General features: G+C 26.8%; 20 protein-coding genes. All 20 read right to left on the minus strand.

Annotation, left to right across the window (positions count from 1 at the left end; genetic code table 11):
• Positions 1 to 50: 50 nt before the first annotated feature.
• Complete coding sequence (cbiG, locus tag BN1711_RS09660) at positions 51 to 1,055, minus strand: cobalt-precorrin 5A hydrolase (RefSeq protein WP_050608485.1); 1,005 nt, start codon at positions 1,053 to 1,055, stop codon at positions 51 to 53.
• A 52-nt stretch (positions 1,056 to 1,107) separates the two neighbouring features.
• Positions 1,108 to 1,872, minus strand: coding sequence for a precorrin-4 C(11)-methyltransferase (gene cobM, locus BN1711_RS09665; RefSeq protein WP_050607949.1), 765 nt, complete (start codon positions 1,870 to 1,872; stop codon positions 1,108 to 1,110).
• A gap of 24 nt (positions 1,873 to 1,896) precedes the next feature.
• Positions 1,897 to 2,574: a cobalt-factor II C(20)-methyltransferase gene (locus BN1711_RS09670; RefSeq protein WP_050607950.1), complete on the minus strand. Its 678-nt coding sequence runs from the start codon at positions 2,572 to 2,574 to the stop codon at positions 1,897 to 1,899.
• 139 nt (positions 2,575 to 2,713) lie between these two features.
• Complete coding sequence (gene cbiT / locus BN1711_RS09675) at positions 2,714 to 3,289, minus strand: precorrin-6Y C5,15-methyltransferase (decarboxylating) subunit CbiT (RefSeq protein ID WP_050607951.1); 576 nt, start codon at positions 3,287 to 3,289, stop codon at positions 2,714 to 2,716.
• A gap of 26 nt (positions 3,290 to 3,315) precedes the next feature.
• A complete protein-coding gene (gene cbiE / locus BN1711_RS09680; RefSeq protein WP_050607952.1) occupies positions 3,316 to 3,924 on the minus strand; it encodes a precorrin-6y C5,15-methyltransferase (decarboxylating) subunit CbiE in 609 nt (202 codons plus the stop codon).
• Between the two features lie 78 nt (positions 3,925 to 4,002).
• Positions 4,003 to 5,082 (minus strand): cobalt-precorrin-5B (C(1))-methyltransferase CbiD, encoded by a 1,080-nt coding sequence (gene cbiD / locus BN1711_RS09685; protein ID WP_050607953.1) that lies wholly within the window; start codon positions 5,080 to 5,082, stop codon positions 4,003 to 4,005.
• Between the two features lie 50 nt (positions 5,083 to 5,132).
• The gene (locus BN1711_RS12765; RefSeq protein ID WP_243128247.1) at positions 5,133 to 5,720 is read right to left on the minus strand and encodes a hypothetical protein; all 588 of its coding nucleotides are present in this window, start codon (positions 5,718 to 5,720) and stop codon (positions 5,133 to 5,135) included.
• 50 nt (positions 5,721 to 5,770) lie between these two features.
• Complete coding sequence (locus BN1711_RS12770; protein ID WP_129582156.1) at positions 5,771 to 6,406, minus strand: MerR family transcriptional regulator; 636 nt, start codon at positions 6,404 to 6,406, stop codon at positions 5,771 to 5,773.
• Positions 6,407 to 6,517: 111 nt separating this feature from the next.
• Positions 6,518 to 6,979, minus strand: coding sequence for a DUF4829 domain-containing protein (locus tag BN1711_RS09695; protein WP_050607954.1), 462 nt, complete (start codon positions 6,977 to 6,979; stop codon positions 6,518 to 6,520).
• 40 nt (positions 6,980 to 7,019) lie between these two features.
• A complete protein-coding gene (locus BN1711_RS09700; RefSeq protein ID WP_050607955.1) occupies positions 7,020 to 7,646 on the minus strand; it encodes a precorrin-8X methylmutase in 627 nt (208 codons plus the stop codon).
• 98 nt (positions 7,647 to 7,744) lie between these two features.
• On the minus strand, positions 7,745 to 9,064 hold the full coding sequence (locus tag BN1711_RS09705) for a cobyrinic acid a,c-diamide synthase CobB (protein WP_050607956.1): 1,320 nt from the start codon (positions 9,062 to 9,064) through the stop codon (positions 7,745 to 7,747).
• Positions 9,065 to 9,147: 83 nt separating this feature from the next.
• Entirely contained in the window at positions 9,148 to 10,122 is a 975-nt protein-coding gene (hemB, locus tag BN1711_RS09710; protein ID WP_050607957.1) for a porphobilinogen synthase, read from the minus strand.
• Between the two features lie 81 nt (positions 10,123 to 10,203).
• The gene (cobA, locus tag BN1711_RS09715) at positions 10,204 to 11,661 is read right to left on the minus strand and encodes a uroporphyrinogen-III C-methyltransferase (protein ID WP_050607958.1); all 1,458 of its coding nucleotides are present in this window, start codon (positions 11,659 to 11,661) and stop codon (positions 10,204 to 10,206) included.
• 15 nt (positions 11,662 to 11,676) lie between these two features.
• A complete protein-coding gene (hemC, locus tag BN1711_RS09720; protein ID WP_050607959.1) occupies positions 11,677 to 12,549 on the minus strand; it encodes a hydroxymethylbilane synthase in 873 nt (290 codons plus the stop codon).
• Positions 12,527 to 13,162, minus strand: coding sequence for an NAD(P)-dependent oxidoreductase (locus BN1711_RS09725; protein WP_050607960.1), 636 nt, complete (start codon positions 13,160 to 13,162; stop codon positions 12,527 to 12,529). Before BN1711_RS09725 ends, hemC begins: the two co-directional genes overlap by 23 nt.
• 52 nt (positions 13,163 to 13,214) lie before the next feature.
• On the minus strand, positions 13,215 to 13,919 hold the full coding sequence (locus BN1711_RS09730) for a CbiQ family ECF transporter T component (protein ID WP_243128248.1): 705 nt from the start codon (positions 13,917 to 13,919) through the stop codon (positions 13,215 to 13,217).
• On the minus strand, positions 13,882 to 14,181 hold the full coding sequence (locus tag BN1711_RS12665; protein WP_050607961.1) for an energy-coupling factor ABC transporter substrate-binding protein: 300 nt from the start codon (positions 14,179 to 14,181) through the stop codon (positions 13,882 to 13,884). Before BN1711_RS12665 ends, BN1711_RS09730 begins: the two co-directional genes overlap by 38 nt.
• 3 nt (positions 14,182 to 14,184) lie before the next feature.
• Positions 14,185 to 14,904: an energy-coupling factor ABC transporter permease gene (locus BN1711_RS09740; RefSeq protein ID WP_050607962.1), complete on the minus strand. Its 720-nt coding sequence runs from the start codon at positions 14,902 to 14,904 to the stop codon at positions 14,185 to 14,187.
• Positions 14,905 to 14,945: 41 nt separating this feature from the next.
• A complete protein-coding gene (locus BN1711_RS09745) occupies positions 14,946 to 16,034 on the minus strand; it encodes a pyridoxal phosphate-dependent aminotransferase (protein ID WP_050607963.1) in 1,089 nt (362 codons plus the stop codon).
• A 42-nt stretch (positions 16,035 to 16,076) separates the two neighbouring features.
• Positions 16,077 to 17,045: an adenosylcobinamide-phosphate synthase CbiB gene (gene cbiB, locus BN1711_RS09750; RefSeq protein WP_050607964.1), complete on the minus strand. Its 969-nt coding sequence runs from the start codon at positions 17,043 to 17,045 to the stop codon at positions 16,077 to 16,079.
• Between the last annotated feature and the right edge of the window lie 34 nt (positions 17,046 to 17,079).

A 17,079-nucleotide genomic window follows, 5' to 3' on the forward strand; every position in this document is an offset into this window, starting at 1 on the left:
ACTTTCTCAACTAAAATTTTCACCTCTCTTCTTTATAAATTATTTTAAAATTATAATTTCCCTATAGCTAAAGTCATTCCATTTAATTTCTGCTTTTCTTTAATAATTTTTGCTCCCCTCAAATATATACAAGGTTCACATACGGCACCTACTCCAATAGTCTTTTTTACAAATTCACTTCTGTTGAATTTTTTCTCTACTTTTTTTATTTCTTCTACAGAATAAGTTTGAAACTTACAATTTAAAAAACTAGAAAGTTCTATTAATGCCTTCTCTTCTTTTTTTATATCTACAGATACTATAGTCTTTATACTATTTAAATCTATATTTTCTTCTTTTAAAACTTTAACTACATTATTTTTCATAATCTCAGCATCATAATTTTTTCTACAGCCTATGCCTAATACTATATTCTTTCGGATTAATTTTAAAAAAGCATTTTTGTTTATTACTTCATTTTTTTCTAGTTTATATTTATTAGTTATACAAACTATACCTTGAGCTTTATCAAACTTACTTTTATATCCCCTTGGAATTTTTATCAAGTTTTCTTCATCTATAAAAGCAACTTTTTCTCCATTTACAAGTAAAGCTGAAATTTTCTTAGCATCTTTTAAATTACCTATTACAAGATTGTTTTTTTTAGCTATTACATCTGGTGCCTCTACATTTAAATTATCCGTAGCTGTAGTTATTATAGGTTCAGCCTCTATAATCTTAGCTATTTTATTTGTTAAATCATTAGCTCCACCTAAGTGTCCACTTAAAAGGCTTATAACATACCTTCCTATACTATCAATTACAATTACTGCAGGGTCTTTATCTTTACTTTTTATAAAAGATGCAATAGAACGTACAGCTATACCTGTAGAACTTATAAATACTATAGCATTATAATTTTTAAAAGTTTTATCCACTACATCTTTAAAATCAAAACTATTATTTTGTAATCCACAGCTATCATATTTACTATATAAATCTATATTTATATTTTCCTTAATTTTATCTACCACATCATTACCTATTTTAGTTACATTAATTATAGCAATTTTCATTTTCAATTTGTATTTTCCACCTTTTAATTAAACAGTTTTTTTATTATGCTTTCTAAGTATTCTTTCCTTTTCTAAATTCATGCGTGAATTTTTCATCATAAAGTAAACTTTTATCATAACTACAATTTATAAAATCTCCTACTAATATTTGAGCAGTTTTTCTTATATTAGCTTCTTTAACCTTCTCAGATATATTGTCCAATGTTCCTATAACAACTTTTTCATCTTCCCACGTAGCTCTTTGAATTACGGCTATAGGTACATTTTTACCATAACCTTTTTTTAATTTATCTACCACCTTATCAATCATACCTACAGATAAAAATAGCGCCATAGAAGCTCCTGTTTTAGCTAAAACCTCTAAATCTTCCTTCTCTGGTACTGGCGTTCTTCCTTCTACCCTTGTAAGTATTACTGTTTGACTTATACTAGGCAGTGTAAATTCTTTTTTAATGGATGCCGCCGCTGCTGTAAATGAACTTACTCCTGGAATCACTTGATAGGAAATATTTAGCTCATCTAATTCATCCATTTGTTCTTTTATAGCTCCATAAATAGATGGGTCTCCTGTATGAAGTCTTACAATCAACTTTCCTTCATAACTAGCCTTTTTTACAACCTCAATAACTTCTTTTAATGTCATAGAAGCAGAATTATGAATTTCCACCTTTTCCTTGCAATATTTTAAATGCTCAGAACTTACTAAAGATCCTGCATATATTACTACATCTGATTTAGCTAAAATATCTCTTCCCTTTACTGTTATTAAATCTGGATCTCCTGGACCTGCTCCTATAAAGTAAACTTTACCTTCCATTTTAAACCTCCACTATTACTAAATTTATTCCTTATTAGCTATTATAAGAGACATGTAATCTTTAGAATTTAATATTTCTTCTCTTGTTTTTAATATCTCTTGTCCTTCTCTATAGGCTCTTTTTACACAAATATACTTAAACCCTTTTTCATCTAACTTATTTAGAACCTGTTCTGTATTTTTATAAAATTTCATCACTACCACATATTTTTCATCTTTAATAGAATCTAATCTATTACCCGGAAGTATTAGTAAGGGTTCATCCCCTATAACCAAGGTTTTACCTGCTAAACTAGCTGCTGCACAAAAAGAAGTTATTCCAGGTACTGTTTCTATATTTAAATTATGATTTTTCATATATTCTAGTAAATATATATATGTACTGTATACAAAAGGATCTCCTATAGTTAAAAAGGCTACATCTTTACCCTGTCCTAATAAATTTTCTATAAACCTATAATTTTCATATATTTCTACTTCTTTCTCTTTTTTCATAGGAAAATATTTAAGATAAACCGAAGCCTTAGAATTTATAAATTTTTTAGCTGTATTTAAAGCTATACTATCTCCACTTTTTTTAGCTATAGGTGCTATGACTACATCACAATTTTGTAATATTTTTACTGCTCTTAATGTTAACAAATCTTCATAACCCGGACCTACACCAATGCCATATAATGTTCCATATCCATTGTCTACCATTAAACTTCACCTCTTACCTATACCTTGATTATTTTTTTATTTTAGTAATATTTTTTTATCATTGTATATCTTTAAATTTAAACTTCAATATTCAATGTTACTATTAATCTTTATAACATAATTAATTTATTAGAATTAACTATAAATCCTCTCCATCTTTAAATGCTGTTATTATAAATATGGGGTTATTGGCTATAAGCATATTTACATTTCCTTTTGTCTTGCTTATAGAAACTTGTATACATTCTGTATTATATTTTAACTCTTTTAAAGTTTGTAAAGCCACATATACATTAGTTATTGTTATAAAGTTTAAAACCATTGTTCCTTCTTTTGAAAGTTTTTGTCCATAAATTTTTATAATTTGCTCTAAATTTCCTCCACTTCCCCCTATAAATATGCTATCAAAAATATCATCTATATTTTTTTCTACTTTTAGTGCTTCTCCTTCTATTACCTTTAAATTCTCACAATTAAACTTTTTTTTGTTTTTTTTAATGGCCCTTAAAGCTTCTTCATCTTTTTCTATAGCTATAACTGTACCTTTGCAACATATTTTAGCGGCTTGAATACTTATACTACCTGTACCCGCCCCTATATCTAAAACTCTACAATTCTTATCTAAATTCATTTTAGCTAAAGATAATATTCTTATATCTTCCTTTGTCATGGGACAGTTTCCTCTTATAAACTCTTGGTCTTTTATATACTTCATGAGGTTTCACTCCTAATTTTTAAATATTAAAAATTTAAGTTTTTTATGTAAATTATACTTAGTTTTGAAAAAGTTCTACTTTTTAAAACTTCACACTTCCCCTTAATTATTTTCTCGTCATCATAAGATAGGTTTTCTCCTATTATAACTTCTGCATTTATATTATTTTTTAAAAGTAAACTACATAATTTATCTGGACTGTTATTTCTATCTGTAAGCCATATAGACTTTTCATATGACCTAACCTTTTCTATAAATTCTTCTTCCCTTCCATGAAGACTTCCTAAAAAACTGTTTTGCCAACTTTCATTAATTTTTGCCATCATATATTGATAAGAACTTATTCCTGGAATTACTTCAATTTCACCTTCATAATTTTTTTTAATAAAATTAGTTATTCCATAAAAACAAGGATCTCCCGATGCTACTATAGCTATATTTTTATCATTATTTTGTTTTATATAATCTGTAACACTACTTAATTTTGTTATTATTTTTTTATTATTATTTATAAAATCTAAGCTTTCTATAGCTCTTTTAAAACCCATTATAAAATTTACCTCTTCTAAAACCTTTATAGCTTTATTTAAAATATAATCTCTATGACCTGGACCTAAACCCACTATATAAATCATCTTTTCACCTTTAACCTCACTTTAATATATAAATTCAAAATACTAGCTTTGAAAATGTAAAATCCCCAATAAGGTATATTATTTTATAGAAGAATATAAAACTCCCTTTTCCATTGCATACATTATGATATCTGCCTTTATCGAATCATAAGTGTATTGCTCTACTTTTTTTATAATTTTTTCTCCTATATTCCTATAAAGTTTTTCATATCCATCTCCTAATAAATTAATTGCCCCTTCTGTTGTTTTTTGCTCATAAATTTTTTGTACAAGTTCTCTATTCTCCCCCATTAAAGCAAGTTCTAAAGCTAAAGTTTCAAGTCTTGTATCACATACCCTGCTATGAGTATTAAAACAACCAGCAGCTATTTTGGAGATTTTTCCCACATGACCTACTATAGTTACCCTCTCTACCTTTCTTTCCATACAACAATTAAGGGCAAATCCTACATAGTTGGACATTATAATCATATTATTCTCTTTCAAATTAAGCTCTTTTGCCTTCTTCTCACCCATATTTCCAAACAATAGCACTAATTCCTTTTCACCCTTGCAAGTTTTTTGATTTATTTCTAACTCTATAGAAGATTTAAGAGCATCTTCTGACATAGGCATTACTATTCCAGTAGTACCAAGAATAGATATTCCCCCTAATATGTTCAATCTAGGATTAAAGGTCTTTTTAGCAATTTCTTCACCAGAAGGTACAAAAATTGTTATTTCTATTCCTGTATCCTTAGGCATTACGGACTTTACTTCCTTTTCTATCATAGAGCGAGGAACTGGATTTATAGCAGGTTCTCCTTTTTTTATATATAAGCCCTCCCCACAAACTATTCCTACACCTTTTCCACCCTTTAAACTATAACCTTTATCTTTTCTTTCAACCCTTGCCCATATTTCTATACCATGAGTAATATCTATATCATCCCCACCATCTTTCACTACTGCACATTCTACAAAATCCTTATGTAAATTTATCTTTTCAATTGGAATTATAAGCTCTATACCTTTTGGAGTGTCAATACTTACTTCTTTTAATTTTTTACCATAAAAAAGGAATATAGCTGCAGCTTTTGCAGCCGCTGTTGCACAAGATCCTGTAGTATATCCACATCTAAACCTTTTTCCATCACAATTTATATATAAATCTAACATATATCCTCCAAATTATATTTTAAAATATTAACTAAAACCTTTATAACCTCTTATAAATTATCAATTATTCTTAAAAATCTATTTACATATCTAGAATCAAAGTAACAAAGTTCATAATTCTTTTTTGATGATATTTTTTTAACCTTACCACTCTTCATAATACTTTTATCAAATATTTCAAGCTCTAAATAAGTGTCTTCAAATGGACTATTAGATTGATAAAAATTTATGCTTTTTCCGTCCTTAAAATTAACAATATAATAAAATTCGCCTGCATGACCTTTAAACACTTTTAATCTTTTTCCTTTAAATCCTGCATGTACCTTGTAAATATCATTATATGAGTATACAGTACCTTTAGGATTTAAAAAACTATAATCAATAATTTGATCTTTTGTTACTACTGTAATTCCCATAACAGCCATATATAATAAAATTAAATTTAAAATCGCAGTAATAATAATATTTTTTCTTATAAAATTAAATATTTGAAATCCCCATTTCCACTCTACATTTTTTATTTTTTTATATAATGTAGAAATAAATGCAGCTGCAATTTCTATTTCAAAAAATAAGAATATATAACAATAGGGTGGTTTAAAATTACACATTAAGTAATCCTTAGGAACAAGCAACATTTCCTGTAACTTTGTAATTATTACAAAAACACTTAAAGATAAAATTATAGTTAAAAAATACTTAATAACATATAACCAGTACCTCTAATTTTTTTATCTTGTTGTTTAAAAAAACCCCTCCACATTAAAGTTAATATAACTGTACTTATTATGACTAAAATACTATTTATAATCATAAATTCATATTTATGATTGAAAATATTATAAAACCACCATAATAATGGTCCACTAAGCATTAAAGTTTTTAATATTTGATGAGATAGTGAAACATTTTTAAGTTCATTTATATCATTCATAAACTCTTTAATTTCTTCACTTTCAATATACTCAAAATCATGAAAATATAAACTTAAATTAACATTAGGATCTTTCTTTAAATCTTTTAACAAAATCTCAATAATATTCTTTTTAATATCCATACTTAACTCATTTTGTTCTAAATCTTTAAGCCTATTTTTTAAAAGGTCACATAATAAAACCTTATTTTCACAAAGACTCTTTATTTGAGAAATAGAAAAATCAAGTTTTCTAAGGATTTTTATTTTCTTTAATTCATTAATAGTGTCTTCACTATACTGTCTATAACCATTTAAATTCCTCTTAACAAAAATTAATCCTTCACTCTCATAAAATCGAATAGTCTTAGCTGACAATCCAGTTAATAGTTCTGCTTCTTTTATCTTCATTTTTACTCCCCTTTGTACATTTTATATATATTAAACACCTTCCCCCTACTGGAATGTCAATAAATTTTAAGAATTTTATTAGAATTATTATCAGTTAAAAGATAATTGATACTACCCTTCCCCTATGTCATCAATTAACCAAGGTGAATTTTTATCTTCTCTAATAAGGGTGAACCATTTAACATATTCTCCACTATCTTCCGGACCAAATTTATCATTTTTATATTTAACTTTATATTTAACTTTATAAATTATGACGTTTTCTTTTTTCGTACCATCTACATTTCCTCGGCCATACTTTATATAAGCTTCCTTTTGTTTAAGATCATTGTCCTCTTTTATATTTTCTAATTTAATATATTTTAGATTTCCAAAGTTAAACATAACATTAAAGGTACAAGTATTTTTTGTTAATGTTGAAAGTACTCCTTTTTTATTTTTGTTATTATAATATTTGAAATAATTTTGTATCACCTTATCAGATTCCAACAATTTTCCATTATCATTAAATTTACAACATCCTATTAATACAATCAAAGAAAGTAAAATTATTAATAAAAGTTGTTTTTTCATATTTATTCTCCTTAAGGTTTACTTAATAAAGATGGTTTAATTATCTTTCAACTATCATATACATTAATGCATTTACTATAGAAGCCGCTACATTACTTCCACCTTTTCTTCCTCTTATAGTTATAAAAGGTATGTCTAATTTTTCCAATTCTTTCTTTGACTCTTTGGCTCCTACAAATCCTACAGGAACACCTATGATAAATTTAGGTTTTGCCTTTCCTTCTTTTATAAGCTCTATAAGTTTAAAAAGTGCTGTTGGTGCATTTCCAAAAACAAAAAATTCTATTCCCTCCTCTACCGCTTTTTCTACAGCAGCCATAGACCTAGTTATACCTCTTTCTTTTGCAATACATGCAATATCTTCTCTTGATACAAAACATTGAACAGTACAATTTAATTGTTTTAATGCTGTTTTATTTATACCAGATAAAGCCATATTGGTGTCTGTATAAATATTTGTGCCTTCTTTTAATATTTTTTTTCCTTCTTCTATAGCACCTTTTTTTATATAAACCAAATCCTTATACTCAAAATCTGCCGTAGTATGTATTACTCTTTTTATTATTTTCAGCTCTTCTTCTGAAAAATTATGTTCTCCCATTTCTAATTCTATTATTTCAAAACTTCTTTTTTCTATATCCATAGGTTTTTTTATATAATCTTTCATTACTACCCCTCTTATATTTCCTGCATATTTATTTAAATTATAGCCAAATAACTAAGTAATAATATTTAAAACCATATTCTTATACCTGAAGTAACATTTTACTTAATTAATTGTTTTAAAAAATTTATATTACCGAAAAAATGAATATGAGGATATGCAGCTAGTGTATTATTTTTTATATATCCGCAATTCCACTTTTTAGTTTTACCATTATACATATCTTTAGTAACAGAATATATGTTATTATCATTTAATTCTACATAAGATTTATGAAACTCATGACAATTAATTTTAATTTTCTTTGACAACATACTGTTTGTATTTTCTACTTCTAACTTTGCATATCCAAAATTTTGAAGCTTTTGTGTCATATAAGATTTTCCTTTGAAAAATCCTACTGTTTTATAAAAGTTTCCTTGAAAATCCTCTATACCTTCTGTTAAATACATAAGTCCACCACATTCTGCATAACATTTAAGGCCATTATTTAAATTTTCTTTTATGCTATTTAACATAGATTTATTATGACTTAACTCTTTTATAAAAACCTCTGGATATCCTCCACCTATATATAAAAAATCTAAATTTTCTGGTAACTTTTTATCTTCTACAGGACTAAAATATTTTATACTTCCTAAATTACTTAAAAGCTCTAAGTTCTCCTTATAATAAAAACTAAAAGCTTTATCATAAGCTACTCCTATATTTAAATTTTTGTTTTCTAAATAAAATTCATCTTTATATTCTTCTGTTTTTCTAAAATACTTTATTAAATTCTTCACATCTACATACTTTAAAATTAATTCACTACATATATCTATTTTTTCTTCTAAATCTTCTATCTCACTACTTTGTATAAGACCTAAATGTCTACTTTTAATTTCTAGTTTTTTCTCCTTAGGAATGTATCCAAAAACTTGCAAATCACAATTTTTCTCTATTAAAGTTTTTAATAACTTGTAATAACCTTCACTTACTTTATTAAATATTACTCCTACTATGTCTACATCTTCATAATTTAATATTCCCATAAGTTCTGCACATAAAGTAGCACTTTGAGCTTTAGGGGTTAAAACTAAAATTATAGGTAATTTTAAAGCTTTTGATATATGAGCTGTAGAATATTTTGTATCTATACCCTTACCATCATAAAGTCCCATTACCCCTTCTATTATTCCTAAATCTCCTAATCCTCTATTATAGGATGCTTTAACACCATTTTCCCCCATTAAAAACAAATCCAAATTTCTAGATGGATTACCAGTTACATAAGAATGAAAAACTGGATCTATATAATCTGGACCTACTTTATATCCCTGTACTTTATAGCCTCTTTTTATAAGTGCTTTCATAAGACCTAAAGTTACAGTAGTTTTTCCACCACCACTGCTATTTGAGGATATTATTATACTTTTCACTAAAACACCCCTTTAAAATTATTTGTGATAATTAAAGAATTTCTCATTAAATGAAAAATTCTTTAATTACACCTAAATAATTACTACTTTCTATCTTCTTTAATCCACTTACTAGCTTGTAGGGCATAATAAGTTATTATCATATCAGCACCTGCTCTTTTTATAGATGTTAACATCTCCATAGCTACTCTTCTTTCATCTATTAAACCAGCATTTGCTGCTGCCTTTACCATTGCATATTCTCCACTTACATTATAAGCTGCAATTGGGAACTCAAATCTATCCCTTGCCATTCTTATAACATCTAGATAAGGTAGCGCTGGTTTTATCATCACTATATCAGCACCTTCATCTATATCATCTTGTATTTCAAGCATAGCTTCTCTTGCATTAGCAGGATCCATTTGGTAAGTCTTTCTATCCCCAAATTGTGGTGCTGAATGTGCAGCTTCTCTAAATGGACCATAAAAAGCTGAACAATATTTTGCACTATATGCCATAATTGAAACATGTTTAAATCCATTTTCATCTAATATATTTCTAATAGCCTCAACTCTTCCATCCATCATATCTGATGGTGCTATCATATCTGCTCCCGCCTTTGCATAAGATAAAGATATTTTAGCTAAATATTTTAAAGTTTCATCATTATCTATTTTTTCTCCATGAATAATTCCACAATGACCATGACTCGTATATTGACACATGCATACATCAGCTATTATAAATAATTCTGGCATTAATTCTTTTAATCTTCTAATTCCTCTTTGAACTACTCCATTATCATCAAAAGCTGCTGATGCGCACTCATCCTTATGGTCTGGAACTCCAAATATCATTATACCTTTTATTCCTGACTCTTTAATTTCCTCTACTAACTCATTTAATCTATCTATAGAATAATGATAGTTTCCTTCTAAAGAAGTTATTTCTTCTTTTATATTTTCTCCTTCTACTACAAACATAGGATATATAAAATCTTCTTCCCTAACCACAGTTTCTCTTACCATAGCTCTTATTGCATTATTTTCTCTAAGTCTTCTATGTCTTCTAAACACTTTATTCACCCTCGCATTTCTTTATTTTATATTTAAATTAAAATATAAAATTTCTTCAAATTATATATTTTAAATTTTCTCTTATTTATCTAGAAGTTTATCTATTATTCCTTCTATATAGTATCTATCACAAATCTCACAACTTATATTATTTTTACTAAGTTCTCTTTTTGTAATTGGGCCTATTGCAATGACTTCCTTGCTTCGTATTTTGCTTAAACCTACTATAGAAATCATATTTCTAACGGTAGATGGACTTGTAAAGATAACTTTGTCTACACCCTCAAATCTAGTTTTATCTTGTAGATCCCCACACAATGTTTCATAAATATATACTTCATCTACCATACATTGTTCTTCAATTAAGGCTTTTACTAAAAATTCTCTTGCATTTTTAGAACGTGGAACAAGTATTTTATCTCCTGCCTTTATATATTTTTTCATATCCTCAAAAAGACTTTCTGCTACAAACTCCTTTGATAAAATAGTAGGGACAACTCCTTTACTTCTAAGTTCTATAGCAGTTGCTGGTCCTATCACCGCAAACTGTGCTTTTATATTTCTAATATCATATTCTTTTTTATTTAAATAATTAAAAAAGATTTTTACTGCATTTACACTAGTAAAAACTATATAATCATATTGTTTTAATTTATCTATATAATTATCTAAATTGTAGTCTGTATTTTTTATTTTTATTGAGTTTATTTCTGTAACATCAGCACCTAAGTTCAATAATTTTTCTTTTAACTCTTTAGATTGATTTTTAGTACGAGTTATACATATATTTTGTCCAAATAAAGGTTTATTTTCATACCAATTTAATTGGTTCGAAAATCTAACTACTTCTCCAATAACTATAACAGATGGAGATACTATATTATTTTCTTTAACTTTAATTTCTATATCCTTTAATGATCCTATAACTCTTTTTTGCTTAGAGGTAGTTCCTCTCATTATAACTGCAACACTAGTATTTTCATCCATGCCATTTTCTAAAAGATTTTCAACTATTAAACTTAAATTTCCTATTCCCATCAAAAACACTAAAGTACCACCGATAGTAGCTGCTGACTTCCAATTTATATCCAACTTATCCTTAGTTTTTCCTGTAAAAACATGAAAACTTCTAGCTAAAGCTCTATGAGTAATTGGTATACCTGCATAATTTAACACAGCTATAGGAGATGTAATTCCTGGAATAACTTCAAAATCCATATTTTCATCTATTAATCTTAACGCTTCTTCCCCTCCTCTGCCAAAAACATAAGGATCTCCACCTTTTATTCTTCCTACTATATGCCCTTTTTTAGCTAATTTAACTATAATATCATTTATCTCTTCCTGAGTTTTATAATGACACCCAGGTTCTTTTCCACAATAATATACTATACAATCTTCATTTAAGTAACTTAATATTTCATGATTTGCTAATCTATCATACATAACAGCAGTACACTTTTTTAATGCTCTAATAGCTTTTAATGTAATAAGTTCTTCATCACCTGGACCTACTCCCATTAAATATACTTTTCCCATTTTACCCTCCTAAAGTTAACCTTTTAAGACTTTTTCAGCTAAGGTTTCACCTAATTTTTCATAATCACCTTTAGGTCCTATAATTTCATCCTTTATCAATCTATTTTCTACTTCAAATATACCTATTATGTGCATTTTATCATCTTTAATAGATGCATACGCCCCTATAGTTGAGTGGCAATCACCTTTTAGTGCTTTCATAAATGACCTTTCTGCTAAAACACATATTCTAGAATTGTAACAATCTAAGTCTTTAAATAATCTTTTATTCTCATTATGTATAATAACTTCTATTCCCAAAGCACCTTGTCCAACAGCTGGTATCATTTCATTGGTAGTAAAATAATCCGTAACTAAATGTTCTAAATTAATTCTTTTCAGTCCAGCTGCTGCTAAAATTATTCCATCTAAATTTTCCTTTTTTATTTTTTCTATTCTACTTTGTACATTTCCCCTTATTGGAATTATTTCCAAATCTGGTCTTAATAATTTAAGTTGGGCCCCTCTTCTTTTACTACTAGTTCCTATCCTAGCCCCATATCTTAAATCTTTAAAATGAACATTATTTAAAGAAATAAATACATCTCTCACATCTTCTCTTTCTGGTATTGCAATTATTTCAAATCCCTTTGGTAATTCATAAGGAACATCTTTCATACTATGAACTGCTGCATCTGCCCTTTTTTCTAAAAGTGCTAATTCTATATCTTTAACGAATAATCCTTTTCCACCTATTTTATCTAAAGAAACATTTAAAATTTTATCTCCTAAAGTTTGGATTAATAACTTTTCACATTCTACATTATATCTATCTTTCAATAAATTTATAACTATATCTGTTTGCACCCTAGCAAGTTTACTCCTTCTAGTTCCTAATGTTAGCTTCAAAATCTATACCTCCATAAAACATATTCAAAATCATATTACCATAACCTTTTTTAAAAAAGAAATAAAAATCATCACTACATACAAAATTCATTATTTCATTTTTTGAATTATGCTTTTTTAAATTTTCTCTTAAGCTTGAAACATATTCTATATAATCATCATAACTTTCTAATTGTTTTTTTATTTTTTTTCCTAAAAAAGTTGTAACATTAGGACATGCTTTCTTACTATTTAAAGAGAAAACCATATTACTAGTTTCCCTTTGAAAACTATTAAAACATGTACTTTTTCTATTATTAGAACAATCTATATATAACTTATATAAATCATCGCACTTTTCTCTTATAAAACAATTTAGATCTTCGTCATCTGTAGCTATAACTACTAAATGTTTATCAATTATATATTTTTCATGAAATTTGTCTTCTATATAATGAACATTGTACTTTTCTATTAGTTTTCTAATGTTATCTGAGATATTAGCAGATACTAAAAATACATTACATCCTCTATTTAAAAATGATGTTAACTTTATATAAGCTGCCCTACCTCCACCAATTATTAATATTCTGGTCTTATTAGATTTTAGAGCTATAAGATTATATTGTTCCATTTTATTCCCTCATTTTTTGATTATATTGAATATACAGTAATTTTTAATATAATTATAATTTTACCACATAAATTAAAAATACTAATATAGATATATAGATTAATATAAACAAAAATCTTATAAATGAAAATTTAAATTCTTCCTCTAAATAAGGAGTGTATCCTCTATACCCTCTACTATGCAAACCTTCTTTTATTATTTTCCATCTATTTAAGGTATTTATAAACAGTAATCCTGCCATTTTACCTGTATTCTTTATTTTTAACTTATATCCATCAAAACCCCCTCTAGATTTTATAGAGTTATATAATATAACATGTTCATCATTTATAACTATTAAAAATCTCTCCATTGCCTTGGCAATATCGCACATATCTCTCAAGTAAGAACTCTTAGATAAACAATACAAAACATCATCTATTGGAGTTGTAAGTGAAAAATAAGATAGGCACAATCCAGCGCTTACACTTTTAAGTATTAGAGTTAAAGTATATAAAATACCATAATCAAAAATAAAAGTTATAGATGAAATTGCTGCAAAAGTCGTTACCTCTAAAGTTATTTTTGTAAAAATTTTAATACTATTTTTACAAATTAAGTTTAAGAAAATAAAAAATAATATATTTATAATTACTATTTTATAGTTTTGAGTAAATCCCAATATTACAATTGGGATTATACTCAAAACAGCTTTCTCTAAAGGATGAACTTTTGAGAATCTACTGGTTTTTGAGAGAAGCATTATTAGCTTTAGCATTTTTCTTCTTACCTATATAATAACCTATAACTCCAGCTCCTAATGCAGCTTGAGATGCAAATAATAAACTTTCTATTTCTCCAGAAGGTGGTTCCCAGATATGATTAAACCATGGTTTATAATCTTTATCTATTTCTGTTATAACTTCTTCAGCTTGATCATCTGCTCCTGCAAATTCTCCACCTTTTGCTCCTCCTATAACTAAAGAACCTAGCATAATTACTAGAGATAATATAATTATGATAATATTTTGCTTTTTCATATTCTATACCTCACTTAAAGTTTTTATTTCTTCATTTGAGTATTTTGAAATAAACTCAAATATCATTATAGTTATTAGTCCTTCAACTATAGCAAGAGGTATTTGAGTTACTGAAAAAATAGTGCAAAACTTAGTAAAAGATGCTAAAACTCCTCCTGTCTTAGCTGGAAAAGACAATGCTAATTGCAATGAAGTAATTGTATATGTAGCTAAATCACCTAAACAGGCTGATAAAAATACAGCTACTTTTTTATTTTTATTTTTTAATCCTTTAAATATTAAATAAGAAACTATAGGTCCTACTATACCCATAGAAAAAGTATTAGCTCCTAAAGTTGTAATACCACCATGAGCCAAAAGTAATGCTTGAAATATTAATACTATTAGTCCTACTACAGACGCTATAAAAGGCCCAAATATCATAGCTGCAAGTCCTGTACCTGTTGGATGTGAACAGCTACCTGTAACAGATGGTATTTTCATAGCAGATAATATAAAAGAATAGGCTGCTACTACTGCTAAAAGCATTTTTAAATCCTTATTTTTCGCTGTGTTTTTTCTTATTTGTTTTAATCCTACTATTATAAATGGTACACTTAAAACAAAATATATAATTGCCCACTTTGGTGGTAAAAATCCCTCTGCTATATGCATAGCATGTACCTGTGATGATAGAGCTATTATAAGTGCTCCAACAAATAATGTTAAATATTTTTTATTCATTTTCCCCTCCTATTTACTCATAATATTTTTAATAAATTTATTTAAATATTTTTTAAAACATTTATAAGCTTTTTATTATTTTCATGATCTTTTATAGCAAGTCTTACGAATGTATTATTTAAACCTTTGAAATCACAGCAACTTCTTATAATAATCCCTCTATTTAATGCAATATCATTCAACTCATCTGCTGTTATTTTGTTTAGTTCGCATAATATAAAGTTACTATAGGTATCATAAACTTTACTAAATGTACTTATTCTTTTAAGTTCCTTTATAAAAATGATTCTTTCCTTTTCTATATAATCTATAGAGTTTTTTATATAATCATAATCTTTAAGTACGTATTTAACTGCTACTTCCACAAAAGAATTTACGTTCCATGGATTTTGTTTCTCTTTTATTCTTTTTATCAAATCACTATTTTTGCTTATACCATATCCAAATCTTATCCCAGGTAATGCAAAAAACTTTGTTAAAGCCTTTATTATAAATAGGCATTTATATTTACTACACAACTTCAATAAACTTAAAGACTTAATTCCTGTAAACTCTATAAAAGCTTCATCTATTAAAACCATTTTTTTATTCTTTTCACAATAATCTAATATGGATATAAAATCTTCTTTTAAAATCACATCTCCATTAGGATTGTTAGGATTTCCTAATATGATTCCCTCTGTTTTCTTTAAAGAGTTATGTATATTTTCATAATTAAAGGTCATATCTTTATTTAAATAACAATAATCTATTTTCAAATTCCATTTTTTAGCACACAACTCGTATTCCACAAAAGACGGAATTACAATAGTTATACTTTTTAATGTACTTATAGCTAAGTCTATTAATTCTATCGCTCCATTTCCTAATACTAAATCATTCCTAGTAAAATCAATACATTCTTTATAATCTTCATAATAAAAGTAATTACAATAAAAGTTTAAATAATCTAATATATTATTTTTTAGACTTCTATAATGTATATCTGGATAAACTTGTACCTTTTCCAATGCTTCATTAATATGATTTTTAAAACTATTAGAAACCCCCAAAGGATTTATATTGGAACTAAAATCTATAAGACTTTTTCCTTTTAAAATCCCTTCTGTATAAATATCTCCTCCGTGCATATATAATCCCACCTTAAAACTCTTACTTTAAATTAATTTAATTTATATTCCTATTAAATATATTACTATTGCAATTATAGCTAACATAATTACTTCACTAGAGTACATAAGCATTATAGATTTTTTTATATGAATTTCTCTCAATTCATTTATCTTATCTCCTATGGTAGGTTTTTTTAAAATTTCACCAAAATAAACATTGTTTCCTCCTAATTGTATATTTAAGGCTGCTGCTGTAGCCCCTTCTGGATAGGCACAATTAGGACTTTTATGATTTTTTCTATCTCTAATCATTATTTTCAAACTTTTAAATATACCTCCACCTACTATAGGTGCTACTATACACATAAAAAAACCAGTTAACCTTGCAGGTATAAAATTAAATACATCATCTACCTTAGCTGGGAAAAAGCCTATATCCTTATATTTTTCATTTAAATATCCCAACATAGAATCCATAGTATTAATAGATTTATACATCATAGATAAAGGAGCTCCTCCAATAATTCCATAAAGCATAGGCGCAATAATTCCATCTGAAGTATTTTCAGCTACAGTTTCTACATCTGCTCTTATAATCTCTTTTTCACTTAAATTTGTAGTTTCTCTCCCAACTATATAAGAAAGTTTTATCCTGGCTTCTTTTATATCTTTTTTATCTAAAGCATAATAAACTTTTATGGCTTCCTTATGTAAACATCTAGCAGACAATGTAGTCCACATTATAAAAATATTAATTGCATGGTAAAAGTAAAAATTAAATCTACAAATTTTAAGTGTAATAAAAGGAATTATAAAGCCTGCAAAAGCCACTATTAATACAATTAATCCACCATATAACTTTAAATTTTCTTCACTCTTTGCTTTTTTTCTAAACTTTTTTTCCAAAAATCCAATAAGTTTTCCTATATATATTACTGGATGAGGAAATCCATAAGGATCTCCTAAAATCCAATCTATTAATACCGCAATTAAAACATCTATAAAATTTAATATAATATTAAAATACACTCTTTACCTTCCTTATCTTTAACTTAAACTAATA

This window comes from Clostridium niameyense, from assembly GCF_001243045.1.
GTDB classification, from domain to species: Bacteria; Bacillota; Clostridia; order Clostridiales; family Clostridiaceae; genus Clostridium_F; species Clostridium_F niameyense.

What these genes read in the sequence shown, in the direction of transcription:
- BN1711_RS09695 (WP_050607954.1), bottom strand. Translation starts at nt 6,979, where the DNA reads ATGAAAAAACAACTTTTATTAATAATTTTACTTTCTTTGATTGTATTA.
- cbiE (WP_050607952.1), bottom strand. Translation starts at nt 3,924, where the DNA reads ATGATTTATATAGTGGGTTTAGGTCCAGGTCATAGAGATTATATTTTA.
- BN1711_RS12770 (WP_129582156.1), bottom strand. Translation starts at nt 6,406, where the DNA reads ATGAAGATAAAAGAAGCAGAACTATTAACTGGATTGTCAGCTAAGACT.
- BN1711_RS12765 (WP_243128247.1), bottom strand. Translation starts at nt 5,720, where the DNA reads ATGTTGCTTGTTCCTAAGGATTACTTAATGTGTAATTTTAAACCACCC.
- cbiD (WP_050607953.1), bottom strand. Translation starts at nt 5,082, where the DNA reads ATGTTAGATTTATATATAAATTGTGATGGAAAAAGGTTTAGATGTGGA.
- BN1711_RS09725 (WP_050607960.1), bottom strand. Translation starts at nt 13,162, where the DNA reads ATGGAACAATATAATCTTATAGCTCTAAAATCTAATAAGACCAGAATA.
- BN1711_RS09670 (WP_050607950.1), bottom strand. Translation starts at nt 2,574, where the DNA reads ATGGTAGACAATGGATATGGAACATTATATGGCATTGGTGTAGGTCCG.
- BN1711_RS09740 (WP_050607962.1), bottom strand. Translation starts at nt 14,904, where the DNA reads ATGAATAAAAAATATTTAACATTATTTGTTGGAGCACTTATAATAGCT.
- BN1711_RS12665 (WP_050607961.1), bottom strand. Translation starts at nt 14,181, where the DNA reads ATGAAAAAGCAAAATATTATCATAATTATATTATCTCTAGTAATTATG.
- cbiT (WP_050607951.1), bottom strand. Translation starts at nt 3,289, where the DNA reads ATGAAGTATATAAAAGACCAAGAGTTTATAAGAGGAAACTGTCCCATG.
- BN1711_RS09730 (WP_243128248.1), bottom strand. Translation starts at nt 13,919, where the DNA reads ATGCTAAAGCTAATAATGCTTCTCTCAAAAACCAGTAGATTCTCAAAA.
- cobA (WP_050607958.1), bottom strand. Translation starts at nt 11,661, where the DNA reads ATGGGAAAAGTATATTTAATGGGAGTAGGTCCAGGTGATGAAGAACTT.
- BN1711_RS09700 (WP_050607955.1), bottom strand. Translation starts at nt 7,646, where the DNA reads ATGAAAGATTATATAAAAAAACCTATGGATATAGAAAAAAGAAGTTTT.
- cbiG (WP_050608485.1), bottom strand. Translation starts at nt 1,055, where the DNA reads ATGAAAATTGCTATAATTAATGTAACTAAAATAGGTAATGATGTGGTA.
- cobM (WP_050607949.1), bottom strand. Translation starts at nt 1,872, where the DNA reads ATGGAAGGTAAAGTTTACTTTATAGGAGCAGGTCCAGGAGATCCAGAT.
- BN1711_RS09745 (WP_050607963.1), bottom strand. Translation starts at nt 16,034, where the DNA reads ATGCACGGAGGAGATATTTATACAGAAGGGATTTTAAAAGGAAAAAGT.